The following is a 21,695-nucleotide window of genomic DNA, read 5'->3' on the forward strand; positions in this document are numbered from 1 at the left end:
ATTACGATAAATGATGAAAAAAAGTATATTGGCGTTTTTGTTGCTCACCAGTTCCACTGCGGCGCTGGCGGCTCCTCAGGTGATTACCGTCAGCCGTTTTGAAATTGGCAAAGACAAATGGGCGTTTAATCGCGAAGAAGTGATGTTAACATGCCGACCGGGTAATGCGCTGTATGTCATTAATCCCAGCACCCTGGTGCAATACCCTTTGAACGATGTTGCGCAAAAAGAGGTTTCCAGTGGGAAGACTAAGGCCCAGCCTATTTCAGTGATCCAGATTGAAGATCCCAACAAACCCGGTGAAAAAATGAGCCTGATGCCATTTATAGAACGAGCTGAAAAACTTTGCTGATTACCTGAATTAGTCTTTTGATTTGCCAAAAAAAACGCCCAGGATCTTTTATCAGATTGGGCGTTTTTTTTATTTTTAAAACGATGATTAAGACGCTTTTTTCTGACCACTTTTCGTGTGGACTGGAAAACCTGGCGTCGTCATCTATTCTTAAAGGGCTAGGCAACTAAGCCTGCATTAATGCCAACTTTTAGCGCACGGCTCTCTCCCAAGAGCCATTTCCCTGGACCGAATACAGGAATCGTATTCGGTCTCTTTTTATCTATTAAGCCAGCGGATGAATACATCACTGTTTTCCCTGTGCTGACTTCACAATCAACCATAACACACACTCTACTGCTTCAGTCCAGCCTTTTTTAACATTTATGTTAAAATAATGTGACCTTCTGCGCGGGAGTAAAAAATTGATGAAAGAGGCAGGCCGCACCTATCAGAAAATTGATGGCAGCCATTGGCGACATATCTGGTTGGTGGGGGATATTCATGGCTGCCTTGGGCTACTGCGTATCAAATTATGGCATTGCCGTTTTGACCCGTGGCAAGACTTATTGATCTCGGTAGGTGATGTTATTGATCGTGGTCCGGAGAGTTTACGTTGTCTTCAACTACTGGAGCAACGCTGGGTCAGAGCGGTAAGAGGCAATCATGAGCAGATGGCGATAGATGCGCTGGCCGCGCAGCAGATGTCTTTATGGTATATGAACGGTGGCGACTGGTTTGCTGCGCTGGCAGATAAGCAACAGAAGCAAGCAGAAAGGGCGCTCAGCAAATGCCAGCATTTGCCTTTTATTCTTGAATTAAACAGTCGCACTGGCAAACACGTTATTGCCCATGCTGATTATCCTGACGACGTTTATCAATGGCAAAAGGACGTCGATTTGCACCAGGTATTGTGGAGTCGTTCGCGATTACGTGAAGGCCAAAAAGGGCAGGGAATTACCGGTGCTGACCATTTCTGGTTTGGACATACGCCGTTACCTCATCGAGTAGATATTGGAAACTTGCATTATATAGACACCGGCGCCGTCTTCGGAGGGACACTCACAATGGAACAACTCCAGTAATTAAAAGTCACTATACTCCTGCGCGGGCCGCCAGAACCCATCAATAAAATCCTCAACAGGAAAGCAGCCGCCGTGGCGGATCCGTTGATCGTCCATTGAGTAGACGCACTGCTGTTCCGTGTTGTAAACATCAACAACAATATCTTCACAGCCAGCGTCCAGATAGCAAACAAAAAGTACCAGCGCGAACATTTCATCCTCGAAGTGTGGTGCCGTACCGTTAAGTTTAGGAGAGGATTTTACTTCGGGGAAATAACCAGAATAAATAACCCGTCATGCCGACGGGTTCTTTTTGGATCAGGCAAGACGCATAATCCAGGCATCAGACTTTTGATCGTAGCGGGTACGGTACAGGACAGAGTGTTCGCCGTTTAGTAGAGCTGGAATGCTGGTTTCGGCGTCCCAGGCATCAAGTTGCATACACAAATCGGGGTCAGATTTACAAGGAATTGTTAATGTTCGATCACCTGGCGATTCGCCGTGTAACTCGCCGTCATCGATTTCAAAAGCGCCTATGCGCACACTGGTTTTCATCTTCGTGCTCTCCATTTATCTGCCGGTTGTGGTACGACCAGTCCGATCGCACCATTTTTCAGCGTAGTTGAGGCAGGCGAATGTGCCAGTCAAAAAGTGCGCTTTTTTTGTGCGCTATCAGGCGTTACCGGTAAAAAGTTTCCCATCGCGCACCAGTTCACGTGGGTAACTGTTTTTCAGTCGCGAGCCAATACGTTTGGCTAAACCTATTGGCTGATGCTGGAAGGTTACCAGCACATCATCCGTAGTTGGCACGGTTTGCGGGTAAACATCGCGCCCGCGATACCACTCTTCCGCTTCCTGAGGCGTCAGTTCGAAAGCGTTCGTATGGTTGGGGGAGGCCAGGGCAATAACCGCTTCATGCTGCCAGCGATAACCTTTGTTATGCGTTTCAGCAAGCTTAATTCCCAGACGGGAAAATCGGACTTTACCGATCAGGGCTTCAATGCCCGCTGGGAACAGCCAGAGTTCTTTATCGCGCTGCCAGAGGCGCAGATTTTCATCCCACTGTAAGCCAACGGCAGTCGCCGCCTGGCGAATTTGTGCGGCTTCGCGATCTTTGATTGGGCTAAACGGGAAATTACCCACTTTGTATTTCGGTGCGGGTAAGGCGGGAATCGACTGTGTTTTGCGTAACCGGGCAACGAAGAAGCCTTCGCAGTCGTAAATTTGCGGGAAAACGTGCAAAAAGCCTTCTTCGGTGAGTGCCTTGTCCGCACCAGGGAAGAGATCGCCCAGCGGTAAAAACTCTACTGCATCGGGGTAAGTCTCTTTCAGCCACAAGCAAACGGCTTCGTTTTCTTCCTTGTTTAAGGTACAGGTCGAGTAAACCAGCGTACCGCCAGGGCGTAATGCATGAAAGGCACTGTCGATCAGTTCCCGTTGGGTGGCAGCAATTTCCTGATTGCTTTCTGGTGACCAGTTTTTCAGTGCGTCGGGATCTTTACGCACCACGCCTTCGCCAGAGCAGGGGGCGTCCAGTAAAATGGCATCGAACATTTCTGGTAACGCTGCACCAAAGACGCGGCCATCAAAATGAGTCAGAGACACGTTACGGATACCGCAGCGACTGATATTGGCATGTAACACTTTTACCCGGCTGGCGGAAAACTCATTGGCAAGAATCGCCCCTTCGTTATTCATGCGAGCGGCAATTTGTGTGGTTTTTGAACCAGGCGCGGCGGCGACATCCATCACCCGCTGTGGGGTATTATCGTCGGCAAACAATGCGGCAACGGGCAACATTGAACTGGCTTCCTGAATATAAAACAGGCCGCTTAAATGCTCGGCGGTACTGCCCAACGGCAAGATTTCTTCATCATCGCGTTCAATCCAGAAACCTTCTTCACACCACGGAATCGGCGTTAGCGTCCAGCCGTAAGGGGCGGTTAATTGCAGGAAATCAGCAACGGAGATTTTCAGGGTATTTACGCGAATGCTGCGGCGCAACGGGCGCTGACAGGCGGCGAGAAAATCATCAAAAGAGAGCGTCGAAGGCATGGCTTCGCGCATTTGTGTCAGAAAGGCGTCCGGGAAATAAACGGTGTGTTGGGCCACGAGCATGTACCACTGGCAAAAAAACAGGCGCGCAGTTTAGCATAAACGCTCCGGCGCAGGCACGCCGGAGCAATGTGGCTTATCGGGGGAGTGCTGTTCCCCATTCACGCCACTCTTTCGGTTCACTTTCCTGCAACAGGAAGTGTTTGCCTTCCTGGGCTTTCGGTGCCAGCGGTGTACCTGGAGGCGTGGCGAAGGCGATACCCCCACGGATAAACTGGTTAAAGGTACCGGTTTTCACCACGCCGCCCGTCAGACCGAAGTCCAGACTGTAGCCCGAAGCTAGCCAGAAGACGGAATTGTTACGTACCAGGTGCTGGTAACGTTTACTGATGCGCATCGCAATCATCACGCGATCTGACAATGTCCCCAGCGTCATTCCGGTGACTGTACCTACTTCCAGACCACGGAACAGTACTGGCGTACCAACACCTAACGAACCGGCTTCCGGCGCTTCAACAATAATGCTTAAGCCATCAAGGTAACGCGAATCAGTAATGGTAGCTTCTTGCAATTCAAAGTCACGGCGAGGATTACCCCGACCTGGTTCGACGTTGATATACGGCTGGAGGATCGTATCAAGATGCTCAACGCCTGCTGCCGAAATTTGCGGTGTGACCACTGAGAAGCGTGTACCACCGCGCGCAAAGGTCTGGACATATTCAGGATAGAGCACCGCCTTTGCCTGTACTTCATTGCGCGCGGTGATCAGATCCAGAGTCTGGATTTGCCCGATATCAATACCGAGATAGCGAATTGGCATACCGACCGCCAGTTTTCCGGCATCGAAAGCGTGGAGCGTAATCTGCCCGCCAACCGCACGAGCCGCTGTTTCGGAAGCATACAAAATCCGCTTATCGCCTTTACGTTGGCTGGCGCTGGCACCGCTGAGATTATCGAAGCTGATGGCTCCCTTTAACGCCCGCGAAAGCGGTGACGCCTGAACGGTCAGGCCGCTGCCGTTAAGTTGAACTTTCGCGCCACCTTCAGCCCAGAACACGCTGTTGCTGGTCAGCAGGTTGCGATATTCCGGTTTAATGTGCAGATCGATATCGAACGCATTGGCCCGTGGACGTACGGTAATCACTTCACCGACCTCAAATTTACGGTACAGCACTACCGACCCTGCCTGCACATCCGGCAGTGTCTCCGCACTTAAACTCACGGTCGTGGTAGGTAAATCGCTAAGACTATTTTCGAGGGCTTTTTCCAGATTGGCGTACAGTGGGTAACTGGTTTTCATCTCACCTTTGTCGCCTGGCAGAATACGGATCCCGCCGTTGAGCCATTCTGAGGCGCTGGCACCGAGAAACTCGACACCATCCAGACCCACTTTCACGTCGACACGACTATTAACGACAAATTTGCTGTCGCCTTTTACCAGTTCGCGATGCTGGGGTTCGATAGCGACGGTAAATGTCACGCCTTTGCTGGTGAGTTTACGGTCGATAACCTGACCTACCTGTACGCCGTGAAGAATGAGCGGCTGACCGGCATCAATTCCATAGCTTTCTGGTGCTGTCAGGGTTAGCGTCAGAACATCGGGTTCATGCAGTAAAGCTTTCTCGCCAGGCACAACGACAAACTCTTTGCGTGGTTCGCCATCACCCGGTACCAGTTCGAACGTTTTGCCGGTCAGCAGGGCGCTGAGATTGGCGTCGCTGAGGGATAACTTCGGGTTACGTAATTCGATGCGGGTGTTTTCACGAAGCAGAGTGACGACGCTGGGATCAACGGTCATTTCTCCGGTGACTTTGCCACCTGGGTTTAAATTCAGTTTGGTCAGTTGCCCGACTTCCAGTCCCTGGTACATGAGCGGCGTTGAATCGGCGTTTAATCCGGCTCCACCTGGTAGATCCAGCTTTATGATCACCCCACGCTGGCTGTGGGCGAGATCCTCATACAGACCAAAGGTATCTTCCGGATCGGCAGGTTTCGACTCTTCTGGTGAATCGAAGGCAATCGCACCGTTAACCAGGGCAGCCAGACTTTCCAGTTTTACCTTCGCGCCACTGATACTGACATTGGCATCAACGCCGGAAACGTTCCAGAAGCGGCTGCCTTTTTTCACCAAATCGGTGAAACGCCGCTCAATCAGGACATCAATCACTACGCCTTGCTTATTGGGATTGATCGCATAGTCATAGACGCGTCCCACCGGAATTTTACGGAAATAGACCAGCGAACCGCTGTTCAATGAACCGAGATCGGGGGCTTGCAGGTGGATCATCAGATCACCATTATCCAGCCGATACTTTGGCTGGGTATCGAGCGCCACAAAGTGATCCTGCTCTTTACCTTTACCCGGCATCATGCCGATATAGTTACCGCCGACCAGCGCATCCAGCCCGGAAACACCTGCCAGTGAGGCTTTCGGCGTCACCAGCCAGAACTGTGTCTCTTCGCGCAGGGCATCTTTCATATCGGACTTGATGCTGACCTTGACTTCAATCTTTCGTAGATCGTCGCTGAGGCTGACATCCTGCACCGTGCCGACTTCAACGCCTTGATAACGAACAGGCGTGCGACCCGGAACAATGCCGTCTGCCGACATAAAGTCGATGGTGACGGTATTGCCTCTATCCTGATAACTACCCCAAATCAGCCAACCGGCAATCATTAGCGCGATGAACGGCAACAGCCAGAAAGGTGAGATACGGCGTTTAGTTTTAATTTGCGCTTCAGTCGTCGAAGCGGGCGTTTCCTGACTCATGTGCATCCCAAAGTAAGCGGCTGTCCAGCCATTCCACAGCAAGAATAGTCAAAATAACCGCTGCGCCGAAATAAAACGCAGCGGGTCCCATAGTAAAAGCGAGGATCTGATCGCGATTAATCAGCGACATGGTTAATGAAATGACAAACAGATCGAGCATCGACCAACGGCCAATCCAGGTCACCATCCGCAACAGCAAAATCCGCGTGCGTAAGCCTTGCTGGCAGTTAAAATGAATGCTTACCAGTAAAGTAAACATGACGATCACTTTGGTGAACGGCACCAGGATACTGGCGATAAAAACAATTCCGGCGACTGCAATATTGCTGTTCGCCAGCGACATAATTCCGGAAAGAATCGTATCTTCTTGTCGTCCACCGTTCAGGTAGATGATCGAAATAGGCAGCAGGTTGGCAGGTAACAATAAGACAATTGAAGCCAAAAGAGCAGCCCAGCATTTTTGAATACTATGATGGCGACGCAAGCGAAGTGGGATATGGCAACGGGGACAACGACCGCGCGGATCGGGATAGCCGGTAAAGTGACAACCCAGGCAAACGCGTAATTTCTCGTCCCTACGCGTGGCAGGGTGCTGCGGATAAAATCGCTCCCACAGCTGTTCAACATTAAGATGTGACAATGTCACTGTTGTTAAAATCACCAGCGCGAAAAAAGAGAATAGCCCGACGCCCGCCTGGATATGGGCGTAATCCTGTACCTTTATAGAAGCAACGCCAATGCCGACCAGATAGATATCCAGCATTACCCACTCTTTTAGTCGCTCCAGCATCAGCAACACCGGGCGTAAATTCATTCCCAGCCGATTGCCAAACCATAAATAAGCAATAGAGGTCACCAGTATGAGAGGTGCACCTATAACGCAGAAAAACACCATTGCGCCGGTTATCGCATCGCCCTGTTTGGTCATTTGCCAGATGCCTTGCATTACATTGGCGTCGATACGGATACCTAACAGCCAGATATGTAATAGAGGTTCGCCCCAGGCAAACGGCATAAGCAACAACATAGTAAAAGCCATTGCTGCCAGCCTTGTGAGCGACCAGTCACGGCCATCGCGAATTTTCGCCTGACAGCGCGGGCAATAGGCACTCTGGTGAGAATTTATCTCGGGCAGGCTAAACAGCATGTCACATTGCGGGCAACGTTGATAATCACCACGCGGTAGTTCCTCGCCAATTGCGCTCACTGTTATCTTTTTTGTCGGCGTAATTTGTGGGGTGTTAAGAGCCATGACATGCCAAATGTAATAAGAATTAACATTTATCTTAACCCATGATGGGAATGATCTTGAGCATTAACGCATTTAATGCTTATTTTAATAGGCTGGCAGTTCCAGGTAAGACAACCAAGTGATTATATAATGAACAAAACAGAATTTTACGCGGACTTAAACCGTGACTTTAATGCGTTGATGGCGGGAGAAACCAGCTTTCTGGCAACGCTGGCGAATACCAGTGCTTTGTTATACGAGCGTCTGACTGACGTAAACTGGGCTGGGTTTTATTTACTTGAGGACGATACGCTGGTACTCGGGCCGTTTCAGGGCAAAATTGCCTGCGTACGGATCCCGGTAGGGCGTGGCGTGTGTGGCACTGCAGTTGCCCGCAATGAAGTACAGCGAATCGCGGATGTTCACGCCTTTGATGGGCATATCGCCTGTGATGCGGCGAGTAATTCTGAAATCGTTCTGCCGTTGGTGGTGAAAAATCAGATTATTGGCGTTCTCGATATCGACAGTACTGTCTTCGGTCGCTTTACAGACGAGGACGAGCAAGGCTTACGTCAGCTTGTGGCACAGCTTGAAAAGGTGCTTGCAACGACGGATTACAAAAAATTCTTTGCGAGCGTCGCAGGATAATCAACGGATAACGTAGCATTTACTGATGACGTCATTATAATGACGCCTGTTCATGCCTGCGCTTGTTGGCTACGTCCGTTGTAATCAGGAAATTTCATGGAAAATCAACCTAAGTTGAATAGCAGTAAAGAAGTAATCGCGTTTCTGGCCGAACGTTTTCCCCACTGTTTCAGTGCGGAAGGTGAAGCGCGTCCGCTGAAAATCGGTATTTTTCAGGATTTGGTCGATCGCGTTGCTGGGGAAATGAACCTTAGCAAAACGCAACTGCGATCCGCTTTACGTCTCTACACTTCGAGCTGGCGCTATCTGTATGGCGTTAAACCAGGCGCGACGCGTGTCGATCTCGACGGCAACCCATGCGGTGAGCTGGACGAGCAGCATGTAGAACATGCTCGCAAGCAGCTTGAAGAAGCGAAAGCGCGCGTCCAGGCGCAGCGTGCCGAACAGCAGGCGAAAAAACGCGAAGCTGCCGCAGCTGCAGGTGAGAAAGAAGACGCACCACGCCGCGAACGCAAGCCACGTCCTGCCGCGCAACGCCGTAAAGAAGGCGCCGAGCGCAAACCTCGCGCGCAGAAACCGGCTGAGAAAGCGCCAAAAACAGTAAAAGCACCTCGCGAAGAACAGCACACCCCAGTTTCTGACATTTCAGCTCTGACTGTCGGACAAGCCCTGAAGGTGAAAGCTGGTCAAAATGCGATGGATGCCACCGTATTAGAAATCACCAAAGACGGCGTCCGCGTCCAGCTGAATTCGGGTATGTCTTTGATTGTGCGCGCAGAACACCTGGTGTTCTGAAACGGAGGCCGGGCCAGGCATGAACATGTTTTTTAGGCTTACCGCGTTAGCTGGCCTGCTTGCAATAGCAGGCCAGACCTTCGCAGTAGAAGATATTACGCGTGCTGATCAGATTCCGGTATTAAAGGAAGAGACGCAGCATGCGACGGTGAGTGAGCGCGTAACGTCGCGCTTTACCCGCTCCCATTATCGCCAGTTCGACCTCGATCAGGCATTCTCGGCCAAAATCTTTGACCGCTACCTGAACCTGCTTGATTACAGCCACAATGTGCTGCTGGCAAGCGATGTTGAACAGTTCGCGAAAAAGAAAAATGAGCTGGGCGATGAACTGCGCTCCGGTAAACTTGACGTTTTCTACGATCTTTACAATCTGGCGCAAAAACGCCGTTTTGAACGTTACCAGTACGCCTTATCGGTACTGGAAAAACCGATGGATTTTACCGGCAACGACACTTATAACCTGGACCGCAGCAAAGCGCCCTGGCCGAAAAACGAGGCCGAGTTGAACGCGCTGTGGGACAGCAAAGTCAAATTCGACGAGTTAAGTCTGAAGCTGACAGGAAAAACGGATAAAGAAATTCGTGAAACCCTGACTCGTCGCTACAAATTTGCCATTCGCCGTCTGGCGCAAACTAACAGCGAAGATGTGTTCTCGCTGGCAATGACGGCGTTTGCGCGCGAAATTGATCCGCATACCAACTACCTTTCCCCGCGTAATACCGAACAGTTCAATACTGAAATGAGCTTGTCGTTGGAAGGTATTGGAGCGGTGCTGCAAATGGATGATGACTACACCGTTATCAATTCGATGGTGGCAGGTGGCCCGGCTGCGAAGAGTAAGGCTATCAGCGTTGGTGACAAAATTGTCGGTGTTGGTCAAACCGGCAAGCCGATGGTTGACGTGATTGGCTGGCGTCTTGATGATGTCGTTGCCTTAATCAAAGGGCCGAAAGGCAGTAAAGTTCGTTTAGAAATTTTACCTGCCGGTAAAGGGACTAAAACCCGTACGGTAACACTGACGCGTGAACGCATTCGTCTGGAAGACCGCGCAGTTAAAATGTCCGTGAAGACCGTCGGCAAAGAAAAAGTGGGCGTACTGGATATTCCAGGCTTCTATGTTGGCTTGACAGACGATGTCAAAGTTCAGTTGCAGAAGCTGGAAAAACAGAATGTCAGCAGCGTCGTCATCGACCTGCGTAGCAATGGCGGCGGGGCGCTGACCGAGGCAGTATCGCTCTCTGGTTTGTTCATTCCTTCCGGTCCGATTGTTCAGGTCCGTGATAACAATGGTAAAGTCCGCGAGGACAGTGATACCGACGGCCAGGTGTTCTATAAAGGCCCGCTGGTGGTATTGGTTGACCGATTCAGTGCTTCGGCTTCAGAAATCTTTGCCGCCGCGATGCAGGATTACGGTCGCGCGCTGGTTGTGGGCGAACCAACATTCGGCAAAGGTACTGTCCAGCAGTATCGTTCTCTGAATCGTATCTACGATCAGATGTTACGTCCTGAATGGCCGGCGCTGGGGTCAGTGCAGTATACAATCCAGAAATTCTATCGCGTTAACGGTGGTAGTACCCAACGTAAGGGCGTGACGCCGGATATCATCATGCCGACAGGCAATGAAGAGACGGAAACGGGAGAGAAATTCGAAGATAACGCGCTGCCGTGGGATAGCATTGATGCTGCAACCTATGTGAAATCAGGCGATTTATCGGCGTTTGAGCCGGAATTGCTGAAGGAACATAATGCGCGCATCGCGAAGGATCCTGAATTCCAGAACATCATGAAGGATATTGCTCGTTTCAATGCCATGAAGGACAAACGCAATATTGTTTCTCTGAATTACGCTGTACGTGAGAAAGAGAACAATGAAGATGATGCGATGCGTCTGGCGCGATTGAACGATCGCTTTAAACGCGAAGGCAAACCGGAGTTGAAGAAACTGGATGATTTGCCAAAAGATTACAAGGAGCCAGATCCGTATCTGGACGAGACAGTGAATATCGCACTCGATCTGGCGAAGCTGGAAAAATCCAGACCAGCGGAACAGCCCGCTCCCGTCAAGTAACATCAATCAGGCACAAGAAATTGTGCCTGATTTTTTAACAGTGGCAAGATGCCGTAAATCAGATGCTACAAAATGTAAAGTTGTGTCTTTCTGGTGACTTACGCTCTATCCAGACTTGAAAATAGTCGCGTAACCCATACGATGTGGGTATCGCATATTGCGTTTTGTTAAACTGAGGTAAAAAGAAAATTATGATGCGAATCGCGCTCTTCCTGCTAACGAACCTGGCCGTTATGGTCGTTTTCGGGCTGGTACTGAGCCTGACAGGGATACAGTCGAGCAGCGTTCAGGGGCTGATGATTATGGCCTTGCTGTTCGGTTTTGGTGGTTCCTTCGTTTCGCTTCTGATGTCCAAATGGATGGCATTACGATCTGTTGGCGGGGAAGTGATCGAGCAACCGCGTAACGAAAGGGAACGTTGGCTGGTCAATACTGTAGCAACCCAGGCCCGTCAGGCGGGGATTGCTATGCCGCAAGTAGCTATCTACCATGCGCCGGATATCAACGCCTTTGCGACAGGTGCTCGTCGTGATGCCTCTCTGGTTGCTGTCAGCACCGGTTTGCTGCAGAACATGAGCCCGGATGAAGCCGAGGCGGTAATTGCCCACGAAATTAGCCACATTGCGAATGGTGACATGGTTACCATGACGCTGATTCAGGGCGTGGTAAACACCTTCGTTATCTTTATTTCACGTATTCTGGCGCAGCTTGCCGCGGGCTTTATGGGCGGTAACCGTGATGAAGGTGAAGAGAGCAACGGTAACCCGCTGATCTACTTTGCGGTTGCGACGGTTCTGGAGCTGGTATTTGGTATTCTGGCGAGCATTATCACCATGTGGTTCTCGCGTCACCGTGAATTCCATGCCGATGCAGGTTCAGCCAAACTGGTTGGTCGTGAGAAAATGATTGCTGCGCTGCAGCGTCTGAAAACCAGCTATGAGCCGCAGGAAGCAACCAGCATGATGGCTTTTTGTATCAATGGTAAGTCCAAATCGCTGAGTGAGCTGTTCATGACTCACCCGCCGCTGGATAAACGTATTGAAGCCCTGCGTACCGGTGAATACCTGAAGTAATTTGCAGTAAATTATAAAAAAGCGCGTCCTGGTTGACGCGCTTTTTTTTAGCCTTGTGCGCGCGGTTGGGTAATGCGTAAACCACTGACACAGGCGGCGATCACTGCCAGAATAGCCGCAGCCGTCAGCGAGACGTGCGTACCATTATCACCAAACTGATTCAACATCAGCGCCACCAGAGCTGCACCGCTACTCTGACCAAGCAGACGCGCTGTACCCAACATTCCACTGGCACCACCGCTACGCTCACGTGGGGCGGAGGTAATAATGGTGTGATTATTGGGGGACTGGAATAACCCAAAGCCTGCACCGCATAAGATCATCGGCCAGATGATATTGATATCGGCAGGCGAAGCTGGCAACAGGACCAGAGAAAAAAGTCCCGCGGCCATGATGAACAGCCCTAAAGCACCAAGCAATCCTGCATGGACGCGCTCTATCAAATAACCTGCCAGCGGAGCCATTACCATCGTTGCCAACGGCCACGGGGTCAGGAGCAAACCTGTCTCAACTTCACTACGTCCAAGTACGGTTTGCAAATAAAAAGGCAGGGAAACCATCGCCAGCATTTGCGCGCAGAAAGAACAAATGGAGGTACAAATTGATAGTGTAAACAGCGGAATACGCAGTAAATCCACCGGTAGCAGTGGAACAGGAAGGGAAAGCTGGCGGCGAATAAAGAAAATACCAACAATAATCATTACCGCCAGTTCAGCACCGATCAGCGTCAGTGATTGCCCCTGAGCAAAACCACTCAATGCAGTAATAAGCAGGCCAAATGTCAGCGCATTCATCACGGCGCTGGGCAGGTCAAACCGCGGCTTACTGGCACGAGAACCATTTGGCGGCAGAAAACGCATTGCCAGGAGTAGGGCGATAATACCCAACGGTACGTTAATTAAAAATAACCACTTCCAGGACGCAATTGAAAGGATTGCGGCGGCGATCGTCGGCCCGGCAGCGGAGGAGACGGCGACGATAAAAGAGTTAATTCCCATCCCTCGCCCCAGAAAACGTTGTGGGTAGATTAAGCGGATGAGTGCAGTATTGACGCTCATTAACGCCGCGCCGCCAAAACCTTGTATTACACGCGCCAGGGTTAGCATTTGCAGTGAATCAGAAAGAGCGCAGAACAACGATGAGAGCAGAAAAACCACCAGACCGAATTTATAAATTCGTCGATAGCCAAACATATCGCCCAAAAAAGAGAACGAGAGTAAGGAGATAACAATCGCGATTTGGTAGGCATTCACCACCCAGATGGAACTGGCTGGTGTGGCGTGGAGATCGGTTGCAATGGTTGGCAAGGCGACATTAGCGATAGCGCCGTCGAGAACCGCCATCGAAATACCAATAATAATGGTTAAAATTGCGCCGTACCGCTGAGGCAACGGCAGGCCATCGGCCTGAACTTTTGGCATAGGAATTTTATATCTTTTGGTAATAATCAACAGGGGTATGATTTTAGCACTGATATTCACGGTGAATGTCGCAGAATTGTAACTAACCGGCAAAAGATGGATTGCGACCACCCTGGCGCGAAATTATAATAAAAAACAGTTCTAATTTTTATAAAACACTCGCAATGAGGTGATAAATGGCTAACGCAGATCTGGATAAACAACCTGATTCTGTATCTTCCGTACTGAAGGTTTTTGGCATTTTGCAGGCGCTGGGCGAAGAGCGCGAAATAGGGATAACCGAGCTGTCACAGCGCGTCATGATGTCAAAAAGCACCGTTTATCGCTTTTTACAGACCATGAAAACCTTGGGATATGTCGCGCAGGAAGGGGAGTCGGAGAAATACTCTCTGACCCTGAAATTATTTGAGCTGGGCGCTCGTGCGCTACAAAACGTCGATCTTATTCGCAGTGCTGATATCCAGATGCGTGAGATCTCCCGTTTGACCAAAGAAACCATTCATCTTGGCGCACTGGATGAAGACAGTATCGTTTACATCCACAAAATTGACTCTATGTACAATTTGCGCATGTATTCACGGATTGGCCGTCGTAATCCGCTGTACAGCACTGCGATTGGTAAGGTGCTGCTGGCATGGCGCGATCGCGATGAAGTGAAGCAAATCCTTGAAGGCGTGGAATATAAACGCAGCACCGATCGGACCATCACTAGCACAGAGGCGTTATTACCCGTGTTAGATCAGGTCCGTGAGCAGGGATACGGCGAAGATAACGAAGAACAGGAAGAAGGACTGCGCTGTATCGCCGTTCCGGTGTTTGACCGCTTTGGTGTCGTGATTGCCGGCTTGAGTATTTCCTTCCCGACGCTGCGTTTTTCTGAAGAACGTTTGCAGGAGTATGTGGCTATGTTGCATACGGCAGCGCGCAAAATATCCGCACAAATGGGGTATCACGACTATCCATTCTGATTAAAATAAGAACCTGTCTGCATAAAATTCAGACAGGTTCTTCATTTAGCGTGGATTAAATAATGTTAATAGTGATATCGTTCGAGCAGAAGATGAAAGTACTTTATATCCATTAGTTTTGATGTGGATATTTGTACCGTTATCTATCAATCATTATCGACGACGATATTGCTTTTACGTAGCAGCGGGCAATCTGTAATCCCCAAAAATCCACTTTTAGTATGAAGATATTGCACCGTGCTTGTGCTTCGGGCGGTGAGATATGTGCATTGCAGCCCTAACCCGGCAGCATTTTCCTTGCTTCCAATCAGAACGCCATATCCGCTGAGTAATAATCCTGTCCATACCAGTGCTATCAAGATAATTGTGCGAATGATGAATCGCATTACGACCTCTTCTCTTTTTGTTTGCTTAATCGTAGCGGCAATATGGACTGAAGCAAGCGTATCATTCCGAAAAAGCACGAATATCGACATGGTTAGACGTTGTTTAACTAACGCATGATAGTTTAAAGGCAGAAGATAGGTTAAACGGAGATTGGAGTGAAAAAGTTTCGATGGGTCGTTCTGGTTGCCGCTGTGCTGGCTTTCTTGCTGCTATGGATGCAGGTATTCAACATAATGTGCGATCAGGATGTGCAATTTTTCAGCGGAATTTGTGCCATCAATCAGTTCATCCCATGGTGATATCATTTTTTCATCAGTAGATTTCCTTCCTGCGTAGCAGTGGTAAAATGGCGCCTCTACTTAGAGGTGGTTAAATGAACGAAGTTGTAAATTCAGGCGTGATGAACATTGCGTCTTTGGTTGTATCGGTAGTAGTTCTTATTATTGGGCTCATCTTGTGGTTTTTCATCAACCGTGCCAGTTCCCGGACTAACGAACAGATTGAACTGCTTGAGGCATTACTGGATCAGCAAAAACGGCAGAATGTACTGTTACGCCGCTTGTGCGAAGCTAACGAACCTGAAAAAGCCGATGAAAAGGTTACTGAGAACCAAAAAACGGGTGAAGATGAAGATATTATTCGTCTGGTAGCAGAACGGTAATCCTTCCTGCAATTTGAGTAACCCTGTGTTGATGGGTTACTCATCTCATCATTCTTACATGCACTATAATGATGCAATTGATTAAAATTAATCCTTTATTGGATTTTGATTATTTTCTCTGTTATTTATTCATTTATTTTGACATCAGAAAAAGTTATTTTTTGTACTTGCTGATTGGGATGTTTGCATCGGAATATTGATTAATTACAGCATTGTTTATAAGCGAAACGTTTCTCTTCTCATTTTTTTTATCATTCATCATTTTTTCTTATTTTACATTATTAACATGCTTTGAATATGGCATCGGCATTGCATCTATGTATGTTGTTAACTGACTGTTTTATGAGATAAAGTTATATAACAGTTTATCATTACATAGTATAAAAAGTGATATCACACACATTGTGGAATTAAATTGTATTTCTGAACTGGAAGATTAGAACTTATTGAACTATGTTAGAAACCACATCAGTTCAGGCATCTGTTTGTACTGGTATGCTTAAGTGTCTCGATATATCGACACGCAGTTCGTTGCATAAATGTGCAAAAAAAGTGGAAGGCGCATCGAGATTTGTGCAGCTGATCGAGACATGTTTAAAAATGGCTTGCCATAATTAACGTTGTATGTGATAACAGCTTTGGGTTAAACGAGGTACAGTTCTGTTTATGTGTGGCATTTTCAGTAAAGAAGTCCTGAGTAAACACGTTGTCGTTGAATACCGCTTCTCTGCCGAACCTTATATTAGTGCCTCAAGCAGTAATGTGTCAGTTTTATCTCTGTAATGCCTGCGGGCGAAGAAAACAATCTAAGGAATTTTTCAAATGGCAAAGATTAAAGGTCAGGTTAAGTGGTTCAACGAGTCTAAAGGTTTTGGCTTCATTACTCCGGCTGATGGCAGCAAAGATGTGTTCGTACACTTCTCCGCTATCCAGGGTAATGGCTTCAAAACTCTGGCCGAAGGCCAGAACGTTGAGTTCGAAATTCAGGACGGCCAGAAAGGTCCGGCAGCTGTTAACGTAACCGCTATCTGATCGAATTCACTGATCTGAAGTGTTAACGCACTTCAATCTCGCTATAAAGCCTCGTCGAAAAAGCGAGGCTTTTTACTTTGTTTAATGCTCCCTTACGATCTTCGAATATTTGCCCGCAGCGCGATTCGCGTTACACTTGCGGCATTTAGTATCCCGCCGGAGTTTTCATGTCGTTTTCCTGTCCACTTTGCCACCAGCCTCTATCTCTTGAACAAAATAGCTATATCTGTCCGCAGCGGCATCAATTTGATATGGCGAAAGAGGGATATGTCAATCTGCTACCCGTTCAATATAAACGATCCCGCGATCCGGGAGACAGCGCGGAAATGATGCAGGCGCGACGTGCGTTTTTAGATGCCGGTCATTACCAGCCGCTTCGTGATGCGATAGTCGCTCAATTGCGTGGATGTCTTAATGAGCACGCAACAGCGGTACTGGATATTGGCTGTGGGGAAGGGTATTACACTCATGCTTTTGCCGATGCCTTGCCAGTAGTGACAACCTTTGGTCTTGATGTCTCTAAGGTCGCAATTAAAGCTGCGGCGAAACGCTATAAGCAGGTTACCTTTTGTGTCGCTTCCAGCCACCGTCTGCCTTTTGCCGATGCCAGTATGGATGCCATTATTCGCATCTACGCGCCATGCAAAGCAGAAGAGTTAGCGCGTGTCGTCAAACCGGGAGGGTGGGTAATTACCGTTACTCCAGGGCCACGACATTTAATGGAGTTGAAAGGGCTGATTTACGACGAAGTACTTCTGCATGCCCCCCATACTGAACAACTGGAAGGTTTTGCATTACAGCAGAGCGATGAACTGCGGTATCCGATGCGTCTTCGCGGCGATGAAGCTGTTGCATTGTTGCAGATGACGCCGTTTGCCTGGCGTGCGAAGCCTGATGTCTGGCAAACGTTGGCGGCAAAAGAAGTATTCGACTGCCAGACGGACTTTAATATTCACCTCTGGCAGCGAACAAATTAACCGTGGTAGTGCGTCCAGAGGATCTGGACGCCGATGCCGATCAGTACCAGCCCGCCGAGAATTTCCGCTTTTTTCCCAATAATTGAGCCGATAAAGCGACCAACCATCATCCCTAATGTCGACATAATCAAGGTTGCACAACCAATGGCCAATGCGGTCGCGATAATGTTGACCTGCAGGAAGGCAAGACCTACACCAACAGCCATGGCATCCAGGCTGGTGGCAATCGCGGTGGTTACCAGTAGCCAGAAACCGTGTCGACGGCGCGGTTCTTCATCTTCATCATCTGCGCCACGAAAACCCTCAATAATCATTCGCCCGCCGAGGAATATCAGCAGCACAAACGCAATCCAGTGGTTCCATTCGAGGACAAAGCGGCTGGCTAACATGCCCATACCCCAGCCGATCAGCGGCGTCAGGGTTTCGACGGCACCAAAAATAAGGCCGGTTCGCAACGCTTCAGAAAATTTCGGTTTATGGAGGGTGGCACCTTTACCGATTGATGCAGCAAATGCATCCATCGACATACCAAACGCAAGAAGAACAGTAGCAGTGATATTCATGACAACGTCCTGACCGGGGTATCCATAAAACACATCTTCGCCCCCCGCAAACATGCACACATGAACGACAAGAGGCGCTCATGCAGGCATAGCGATTGATGTGCATATGGTCTCGCCTGACTGAAAATGTTCAGTCCGTACGTGCCACGTTTTGCAACGAGTATGTTGACACGTACATTTCCGGAGTCTGGAAATCGGCTACTCCCCAAATGAGGGCGCAACCTTAACATATTTTGAGAATATAAAACAACTGTTGGAATATATTATTTCATTACTTCATTGATAACGATTTTCATTTAGATTTATATATAAATGAAACGTTAAAATAAATAACAAATGATCGAAGAGATAATATAGCCTAAGCTATGTCTGGTTATTAAAAACACACTTAACATAGCTTTGGCTAAAGATATAACCTATTGAGTTGAAACAAGAAGTTTATAAATCTTTTCCAGATCGTCGATATTTCGAACGCGGATTAACAACCGACGCTGTTCTAATTGCATAACCAGGACACCATCTTCCGATAAGTTCATTGCTTTTATCCGGCTATATTCAATCCAGACATTGGCGAAGAAAAAACCTTTCTGTTTAAAGATGATCTTCGGAACGCGGATCCAGAATATATAAAAACCCATCAGCGCCAGAGCACTTAATAACCAGGTGGTAATTTGTGCGCCATGACTGGTCACATTATTGTAGATAAGAATGACAATCAGCCCGACGAAGATAACGCTGTCGATGCGACCGCGCCGCAGCAAAGGAATTGCCAGCAGGGTGGGGCCATTGCGGCGGGGCATAATGAACTGATCGTATATCGCAAAGGCAAGCAGTGCGGCGATGAACAGAATCAGCACCAGTTCCGTGATTGTCATTAATCCTCCAGATAAAAAAACGGGGCCAAAAGGCCCCGGTAGTGTACAACAGTCTTACAGTCCAAGCAGGCCGCAAGCGTAACCAGCGATACCGATGACGAAGAAGCCAACGATGATCCACAGCGGGTTCACTTTTTTGCGCAGCAGCCACATACAGGCGAAGGTCAGCAGCAGCGGTACCAGGCCCGGCATTAACTGGTCAAGAATGGTCTGTACAGTGGTAACGTGCTCTTTACCCGTCTGGTCAGTGATGCGTGAGACGACCAGCGGGATATTGACATGTGTCCACTTGTTAACCAATGCCCCCATGACAAACAGGCCGAGAATAGACGCCCCTTCCGTCAGTTTTTGCAGGAAGCCGCCGCCCATATCTTTAACGATATCGATGCCCTTGGAGTAACCATATGCTACGCCGTAGTAACGCGTTGCCAGACGTACCAGGTTAAACAGGATAAAGAACAGCAACGGACCTAACAGGCTGCCGCTCATCGCGATACCGGCGCCCAGCGCTGCAAATACGGGACGTACCGTACCCCAGAAGATTGGGTCGCCTACACCTGCCAGCGGACCCATCAGACCTACTTTGATACCGTTGATTGCACCATCGTCGATCTCTGCACCGTTAGCACGCTGTTCTTCCAGCGCCAGGGTTACGCCCAGAATTGGCGCCGCCACGAACGGTTGGGTGTTAAAGAATTCGAGGTGACGTTTAATCGCCTGTTTACGGGCATCGTTATTTTCCGGGTAGAGGCGACGAATCGCCGGCACCATAGAGAAGCAGAAGCCCAGCGCCTGCATACGCTCGAAGTTCCATGAACCCTGGAAAAGGTTAGAACGCAGGAAGACGCCACGAATATCACTCTTAGTGAGTTTTTTCTCAGTGGTAGTTTGAGTTGTATCAACCATTTCGCTCACCTGTTAGTCCAGTTCGTTGTCGAGATCGTTGTTACCAGCAGCCTGAACTGGCGCACCGGCGACACGGTTATATTTCGGGCTCAGCTGAATGTAGAGCACCGCCATAACGGTACCGATGACACCCAGAGCAACCAGGTTAAAGTTGGTGAATGCTGCGGTTACGAAGCCGAGGTAGAAGAACGGCATCAGGTAGCCAGCACGCATCATGTTGATAACCATCGCATAACCAACTACCACGATCATGCCACCGGCAATGTTCAGACCATTGGTCACCACTTCCGGAATGGCGTTCAGCATGTTTTGAACTTCACTGGTACCAACAGAAAGCGCAACGATAACGGCCGGAATAGCCACACGCATAGCTTGCAGGAACAGAGACGAAACGTGGATCCATGAAATCGCCGTCAGGTTACCGTTTTCAGCTGCTTTATCCGCAGCGTGCTGGAAGGCAACGGTAATAGTACGAACGATAATGGTCAGCACCTGGCCTGCTGCTGCCAGAGGGATTGCCAGCGCGATACCGGCACCGATGCTCTGATGACCAGCAATAACCAGAATGGTAGAAATAATAGAAGCCAGGGCGGCGTCAGGTGCAACAGCGGCACCGATGTTCATCCAACCCAGCGCGATCATTTCAAGGGTACCACCGATAATAATACCGGTTTTCATATCCCCAAGAACGATACCCACCAGGGTACACGCGATTAGCGGACGGTGAAACTGAAATTCATCGAGGATTGATCCCATACCTGCGATACAGGCTACGATAAATACCAGCACAATTTGAAGAGCGGTAATCTCCATTGTACTTCTCCTGTTTACGTAAGACTTAAGTGTGAAAACTGAGTGATAATCAACACAATACGTTACTTATCGATTTTGCTGATCAGATCCATCATTTTCAGTTTCTGGTCGGTGGAAACCTTACGGACTTCCAGCTCGATACCGCGCGCATTCAGTTTCTTGAACGCTTCGATATCTTTTTCATCAACCGAAACCGCGTTATTCACCTGAGTTTTGCCCTGACGGAATGCCATACCACCGACGTTGACTGAGGTGATTTTCACGCCGCCTTCAACGAGACGCTCAACATCTGTCGGGTTGGTAAATAACAGCATCACGCGTTCGCCCGCATATTTCGGGTTGTTGTAGACGCGAATCATTTTGGCGACATCAACTACATGCGCTGTTACGCCGGGAGGTGCAACCTGGGTGAGTAGTGTCTTACGAACGGTATCCGCAGCCACTTCGTCACTAACTACGATGATACGGGAGACATTAGTTTCTTTGGTCCAGCGGGTAGCAACCTGACCGTGAATCAAACGATCGTCGATACGCGCGAGGCCAATTACCATATAGTCGTTTGGTCCCATCGGTTTTGCCGGTGCAGGAGCCGCTTTCGGTGCCGCTGCGGCGGGGGCAGGTGCTGCTTTTTCAACTGGTTTCGCTTTCAGTGCTTTCACACCTTCGCGGCCTGTTTCTACGGCCAGTGCTACCAGTTCGTCAAAGCTTGGGTCATCATCACGAGCCATTAACGTTTCCACTAACATTGGAATGTTAACGCCTGCGATCACTTCATAATGCTCTTTGTCGACGACAATGCGGCTGGCAGCATTGAACGGACTGCCTCCCCATGTATCAACGAGAAACAGCACGCCTTTAGTGGTGTCGAGTTTTGCCAACTGAGCGTTGTACTTTTCGATTAGCGTTTCGGCATTTTCGCCAGGAACAAAATCGATCCAGCCAACGTTTTCCTGCTCGCCTAACAGCATCTCTGCCGTTTTAAGCAACTGCTCTGCAGCCCAACCATGTGTGCCTATAACAATAGCAATGGTCACTTGCTACCTCCTTATTATTGTTA

24 protein-coding genes are annotated in these 21,695 nt (G+C 49.0%); 12 read left to right on the plus strand and 12 right to left on the minus strand.

Annotated elements, in window-relative coordinates:
• Nucleotides 1–10 precede the first annotated feature (10 nt).
• Both FEK50_RS10845 and pphA read left to right on the plus strand, forming a co-directional pair.
• Entirely contained in the window at nucleotides 11–352 is a 342-nt protein-coding gene (locus FEK50_RS10845; protein ID WP_130208467.1) for a YebY family protein, read from the plus strand.
• 407 nt (nucleotides 353–759) lie between these two features.
• On the plus strand, nucleotides 760–1,416 hold the full coding sequence (pphA, locus tag FEK50_RS10850) for a protein-serine/threonine phosphatase (protein WP_131161131.1): 657 nt from the start codon (nucleotides 760–762) through the stop codon (nucleotides 1,414–1,416).
• Here pphA and FEK50_RS10855 read toward each other — a convergent pair whose 3' ends face one another.
• From FEK50_RS10855 to yebS, 5 genes are all read right to left on the minus strand, one after another.
• On the minus strand, nucleotides 1,417–1,608 hold the full coding sequence (locus FEK50_RS10855) for a YebW family protein (RefSeq protein ID WP_130208463.1): 192 nt from the start codon (nucleotides 1,606–1,608) through the stop codon (nucleotides 1,417–1,419).
• 105 nt (nucleotides 1,609–1,713) lie between these two features.
• The gene (locus FEK50_RS10860; protein WP_002431586.1) at nucleotides 1,714–1,950 is read right to left on the minus strand and encodes a YebV family protein; all 237 of its coding nucleotides are present in this window, start codon (nucleotides 1,948–1,950) and stop codon (nucleotides 1,714–1,716) included.
• Nucleotides 1,951–2,067: 117 nt separating this feature from the next.
• Entirely contained in the window at nucleotides 2,068–3,507 is a 1,440-nt protein-coding gene (rsmF, locus tag FEK50_RS10865; RefSeq protein ID WP_131161132.1) for a 16S rRNA (cytosine(1407)-C(5))-methyltransferase RsmF, read from the minus strand.
• A 79-nt stretch (nucleotides 3,508–3,586) separates the two neighbouring features.
• On the minus strand, nucleotides 3,587–6,220 hold the full coding sequence (gene yebT, locus FEK50_RS10870) for a lipid-binding membrane homeostasis protein YebT (protein ID WP_131161133.1): 2,634 nt from the start codon (nucleotides 6,218–6,220) through the stop codon (nucleotides 3,587–3,589).
• Nucleotides 6,189–7,472, minus strand: a complete 1,284-nt coding sequence (gene yebS / locus FEK50_RS10875) for a membrane integrity lipid transport subunit YebS (RefSeq protein ID WP_131161134.1) — start codon at nucleotides 7,470–7,472, stop codon at nucleotides 6,189–6,191. Before yebS ends, yebT begins: the two co-directional genes overlap by 32 nt.
• A 129-nt stretch (nucleotides 7,473–7,601) precedes the next feature.
• On the opposite strand from yebS, the gene msrC reads away from it, so the two are divergent.
• The 4 genes from msrC to htpX all read left to right on the plus strand — a co-directional run bounded on the left by msrC (nucleotide 7,602) and on the right by htpX (nucleotide 12,035).
• The gene (gene msrC, locus FEK50_RS10880; protein ID WP_131161135.1) at nucleotides 7,602–8,099 is read left to right on the plus strand and encodes an L-methionine (R)-S-oxide reductase; all 498 of its coding nucleotides are present in this window, start codon (nucleotides 7,602–7,604) and stop codon (nucleotides 8,097–8,099) included.
• A gap of 96 nt (nucleotides 8,100–8,195) precedes the next feature.
• Nucleotides 8,196–8,894, plus strand: a complete 699-nt coding sequence (gene proQ, locus FEK50_RS10885; protein ID WP_000431365.1) for an RNA chaperone ProQ — start codon at nucleotides 8,196–8,198, stop codon at nucleotides 8,892–8,894.
• 19 nt (nucleotides 8,895–8,913) lie between these two features.
• Nucleotides 8,914–10,962, plus strand: coding sequence for a carboxy terminal-processing peptidase (prc, locus tag FEK50_RS10890; RefSeq protein WP_130208453.1), 2,049 nt, complete (start codon nucleotides 8,914–8,916; stop codon nucleotides 10,960–10,962).
• A 191-nt stretch (nucleotides 10,963–11,153) separates the two neighbouring features.
• Nucleotides 11,154–12,035, plus strand: a complete 882-nt coding sequence (gene htpX, locus FEK50_RS10895) for a protease HtpX (RefSeq protein ID WP_000984517.1) — start codon at nucleotides 11,154–11,156, stop codon at nucleotides 12,033–12,035.
• Between the two features lie 47 nt (nucleotides 12,036–12,082).
• Here htpX and FEK50_RS10900 read toward each other — a convergent pair whose 3' ends face one another.
• Nucleotides 12,083–13,456 carry an MFS transporter gene (locus tag FEK50_RS10900; protein ID WP_130208451.1) on the minus strand — a complete coding sequence of 458 codons (1,374 nt, stop codon included), beginning with the start codon at nucleotides 13,454–13,456 and terminating at the stop codon, nucleotides 12,083–12,085.
• A gap of 176 nt (nucleotides 13,457–13,632) precedes the next feature.
• Between FEK50_RS10900 and kdgR the strand changes: the two genes are divergently transcribed.
• Nucleotides 13,633–14,424: a DNA-binding transcriptional regulator KdgR gene (gene kdgR / locus FEK50_RS10905; RefSeq protein ID WP_096849880.1), complete on the plus strand. Its 792-nt coding sequence runs from the start codon at nucleotides 13,633–13,635 to the stop codon at nucleotides 14,422–14,424.
• A 146-nt stretch (nucleotides 14,425–14,570) separates the two neighbouring features.
• Here kdgR and FEK50_RS10910 read toward each other — a convergent pair whose 3' ends face one another.
• Nucleotides 14,571–14,810 (minus strand): YobH family protein, encoded by a 240-nt coding sequence (locus FEK50_RS10910; protein ID WP_130208729.1) that lies wholly within the window; start codon nucleotides 14,808–14,810, stop codon nucleotides 14,571–14,573.
• Between the two features lie 156 nt (nucleotides 14,811–14,966).
• Here FEK50_RS10910 and mgrB point away from each other — a divergent pair, with 156 nt between their 5' ends.
• From mgrB to rlmA, 5 genes are all read left to right on the plus strand, one after another.
• The gene (gene mgrB / locus FEK50_RS10915) at nucleotides 14,967–15,110 is read left to right on the plus strand and encodes a PhoP/PhoQ regulator MgrB (protein WP_130208449.1); all 144 of its coding nucleotides are present in this window, start codon (nucleotides 14,967–14,969) and stop codon (nucleotides 15,108–15,110) included.
• A gap of 74 nt (nucleotides 15,111–15,184) precedes the next feature.
• Nucleotides 15,185–15,472, plus strand: a complete 288-nt coding sequence (locus FEK50_RS10920; protein ID WP_130208447.1) for a YebO family protein — start codon at nucleotides 15,185–15,187, stop codon at nucleotides 15,470–15,472.
• Nucleotides 15,473–16,138: 666 nt separating this feature from the next.
• Nucleotides 16,139–16,255: a DUF2627 domain-containing protein gene (locus tag FEK50_RS10925; RefSeq protein WP_064529246.1), complete on the plus strand. Its 117-nt coding sequence runs from the start codon at nucleotides 16,139–16,141 to the stop codon at nucleotides 16,253–16,255.
• A 39-nt stretch (nucleotides 16,256–16,294) separates the two neighbouring features.
• Nucleotides 16,295–16,504: a transcription antiterminator/RNA stability regulator CspE gene (cspE, locus tag FEK50_RS10930; protein ID WP_001062678.1), complete on the plus strand. Its 210-nt coding sequence runs from the start codon at nucleotides 16,295–16,297 to the stop codon at nucleotides 16,502–16,504.
• Between the two features lie 167 nt (nucleotides 16,505–16,671).
• Nucleotides 16,672–17,481 carry a 23S rRNA (guanine(745)-N(1))-methyltransferase gene (gene rlmA / locus FEK50_RS10935; RefSeq protein WP_131161136.1) on the plus strand — a complete coding sequence of 270 codons (810 nt, stop codon included), beginning with the start codon at nucleotides 16,672–16,674 and terminating at the stop codon, nucleotides 17,479–17,481.
• On the opposite strand, the gene mntP is transcribed toward rlmA, so the two are convergent.
• The 5 genes from mntP to manX all read right to left on the minus strand — a co-directional run bounded on the left by mntP (nucleotide 17,478) and on the right by manX (nucleotide 21,672).
• On the minus strand, nucleotides 17,478–18,044 hold the full coding sequence (mntP, locus tag FEK50_RS10940; protein ID WP_001353153.1) for a manganese efflux pump MntP: 567 nt from the start codon (nucleotides 18,042–18,044) through the stop codon (nucleotides 17,478–17,480). The genes rlmA and mntP overlap by 4 nt on opposite strands.
• Before the next feature lie 416 nt (nucleotides 18,045–18,460).
• Complete coding sequence (locus FEK50_RS10945) at nucleotides 18,461–18,919, minus strand: DUF986 family protein (RefSeq protein WP_130208443.1); 459 nt, start codon at nucleotides 18,917–18,919, stop codon at nucleotides 18,461–18,463.
• 54 nt (nucleotides 18,920–18,973) lie between these two features.
• Nucleotides 18,974–19,825 (minus strand): PTS mannose transporter subunit IID, encoded by an 852-nt coding sequence (manZ, locus tag FEK50_RS10950; RefSeq protein ID WP_130208438.1) that lies wholly within the window; start codon nucleotides 19,823–19,825, stop codon nucleotides 18,974–18,976.
• 12 nt (nucleotides 19,826–19,837) lie between these two features.
• The gene (manY, locus tag FEK50_RS10955) at nucleotides 19,838–20,638 is read right to left on the minus strand and encodes a PTS mannose transporter subunit IIC (protein ID WP_064529241.1); all 801 of its coding nucleotides are present in this window, start codon (nucleotides 20,636–20,638) and stop codon (nucleotides 19,838–19,840) included.
• A gap of 62 nt (nucleotides 20,639–20,700) precedes the next feature.
• Nucleotides 20,701–21,672, minus strand: a complete 972-nt coding sequence (gene manX / locus FEK50_RS10960; protein ID WP_130223509.1) for a PTS mannose transporter subunit IIAB — start codon at nucleotides 21,670–21,672, stop codon at nucleotides 20,701–20,703.
• Nucleotides 21,673–21,695 lie beyond the last annotated feature (23 nt).

It is taken from the genome of Escherichia sp. E2586 (genome assembly GCF_005781105.1).
GTDB lineage: Bacteria > Pseudomonadota > Gammaproteobacteria > Enterobacterales > Enterobacteriaceae > Escherichia.

Coding starts and splice junctions, on each gene's coding strand:
- cspE (WP_001062678.1), top strand. CDS start 16,295: ATGGCAAAGATTAAAGGTCAGGTTAAGTGGTTCAACGAGTCTAAAGGT.
- yebT (WP_131161133.1), bottom strand. CDS start 6,220: ATGAGTCAGGAAACGCCCGCTTCGACGACTGAAGCGCAAATTAAAACT.
- yebS (WP_131161134.1), bottom strand. CDS start 7,472: ATGGCTCTTAACACCCCACAAATTACGCCGACAAAAAAGATAACAGTG.
- FEK50_RS10945 (WP_130208443.1), bottom strand. CDS start 18,919: ATGACAATCACGGAACTGGTGCTGATTCTGTTCATCGCCGCACTGCTT.
- FEK50_RS10855 (WP_130208463.1), bottom strand. CDS start 1,608: ATGTTCGCGCTGGTACTTTTTGTTTGCTATCTGGACGCTGGCTGTGAA.
- prc (WP_130208453.1), top strand. CDS start 8,914: ATGAACATGTTTTTTAGGCTTACCGCGTTAGCTGGCCTGCTTGCAATA.
- FEK50_RS10845 (WP_130208467.1), top strand. CDS start 11: ATGATGAAAAAAAGTATATTGGCGTTTTTGTTGCTCACCAGTTCCACT.
- FEK50_RS10900 (WP_130208451.1), bottom strand. CDS start 13,456: ATGCCAAAAGTTCAGGCCGATGGCCTGCCGTTGCCTCAGCGGTACGGC.
- FEK50_RS10860 (WP_002431586.1), bottom strand. CDS start 1,950: ATGAAAACCAGTGTGCGCATAGGCGCTTTTGAAATCGATGACGGCGAG.
- mntP (WP_001353153.1), bottom strand. CDS start 18,044: ATGAATATCACTGCTACTGTTCTTCTTGCGTTTGGTATGTCGATGGAT.
- FEK50_RS10925 (WP_064529246.1), top strand. CDS start 16,139: ATGTGTGGCATTTTCAGTAAAGAAGTCCTGAGTAAACACGTTGTCGTT.
- proQ (WP_000431365.1), top strand. CDS start 8,196: ATGGAAAATCAACCTAAGTTGAATAGCAGTAAAGAAGTAATCGCGTTT.
- pphA (WP_131161131.1), top strand. CDS start 760: ATGAAAGAGGCAGGCCGCACCTATCAGAAAATTGATGGCAGCCATTGG.
- kdgR (WP_096849880.1), top strand. CDS start 13,633: ATGGCTAACGCAGATCTGGATAAACAACCTGATTCTGTATCTTCCGTA.
- FEK50_RS10920 (WP_130208447.1), top strand. CDS start 15,185: ATGAACGAAGTTGTAAATTCAGGCGTGATGAACATTGCGTCTTTGGTT.
- msrC (WP_131161135.1), top strand. CDS start 7,602: ATGAACAAAACAGAATTTTACGCGGACTTAAACCGTGACTTTAATGCG.
- FEK50_RS10910 (WP_130208729.1), bottom strand. CDS start 14,810: ATGCGATTCATCATTCGCACAATTATCTTGATAGCACTGGTATGGACA.
- htpX (WP_000984517.1), top strand. CDS start 11,154: ATGATGCGAATCGCGCTCTTCCTGCTAACGAACCTGGCCGTTATGGTC.
- manZ (WP_130208438.1), bottom strand. CDS start 19,825: ATGGTTGATACAACTCAAACTACCACTGAGAAAAAACTCACTAAGAGT.
- rlmA (WP_131161136.1), top strand. CDS start 16,672: ATGTCGTTTTCCTGTCCACTTTGCCACCAGCCTCTATCTCTTGAACAA.
- manY (WP_064529241.1), bottom strand. CDS start 20,638: ATGGAGATTACCGCTCTTCAAATTGTGCTGGTATTTATCGTAGCCTGT.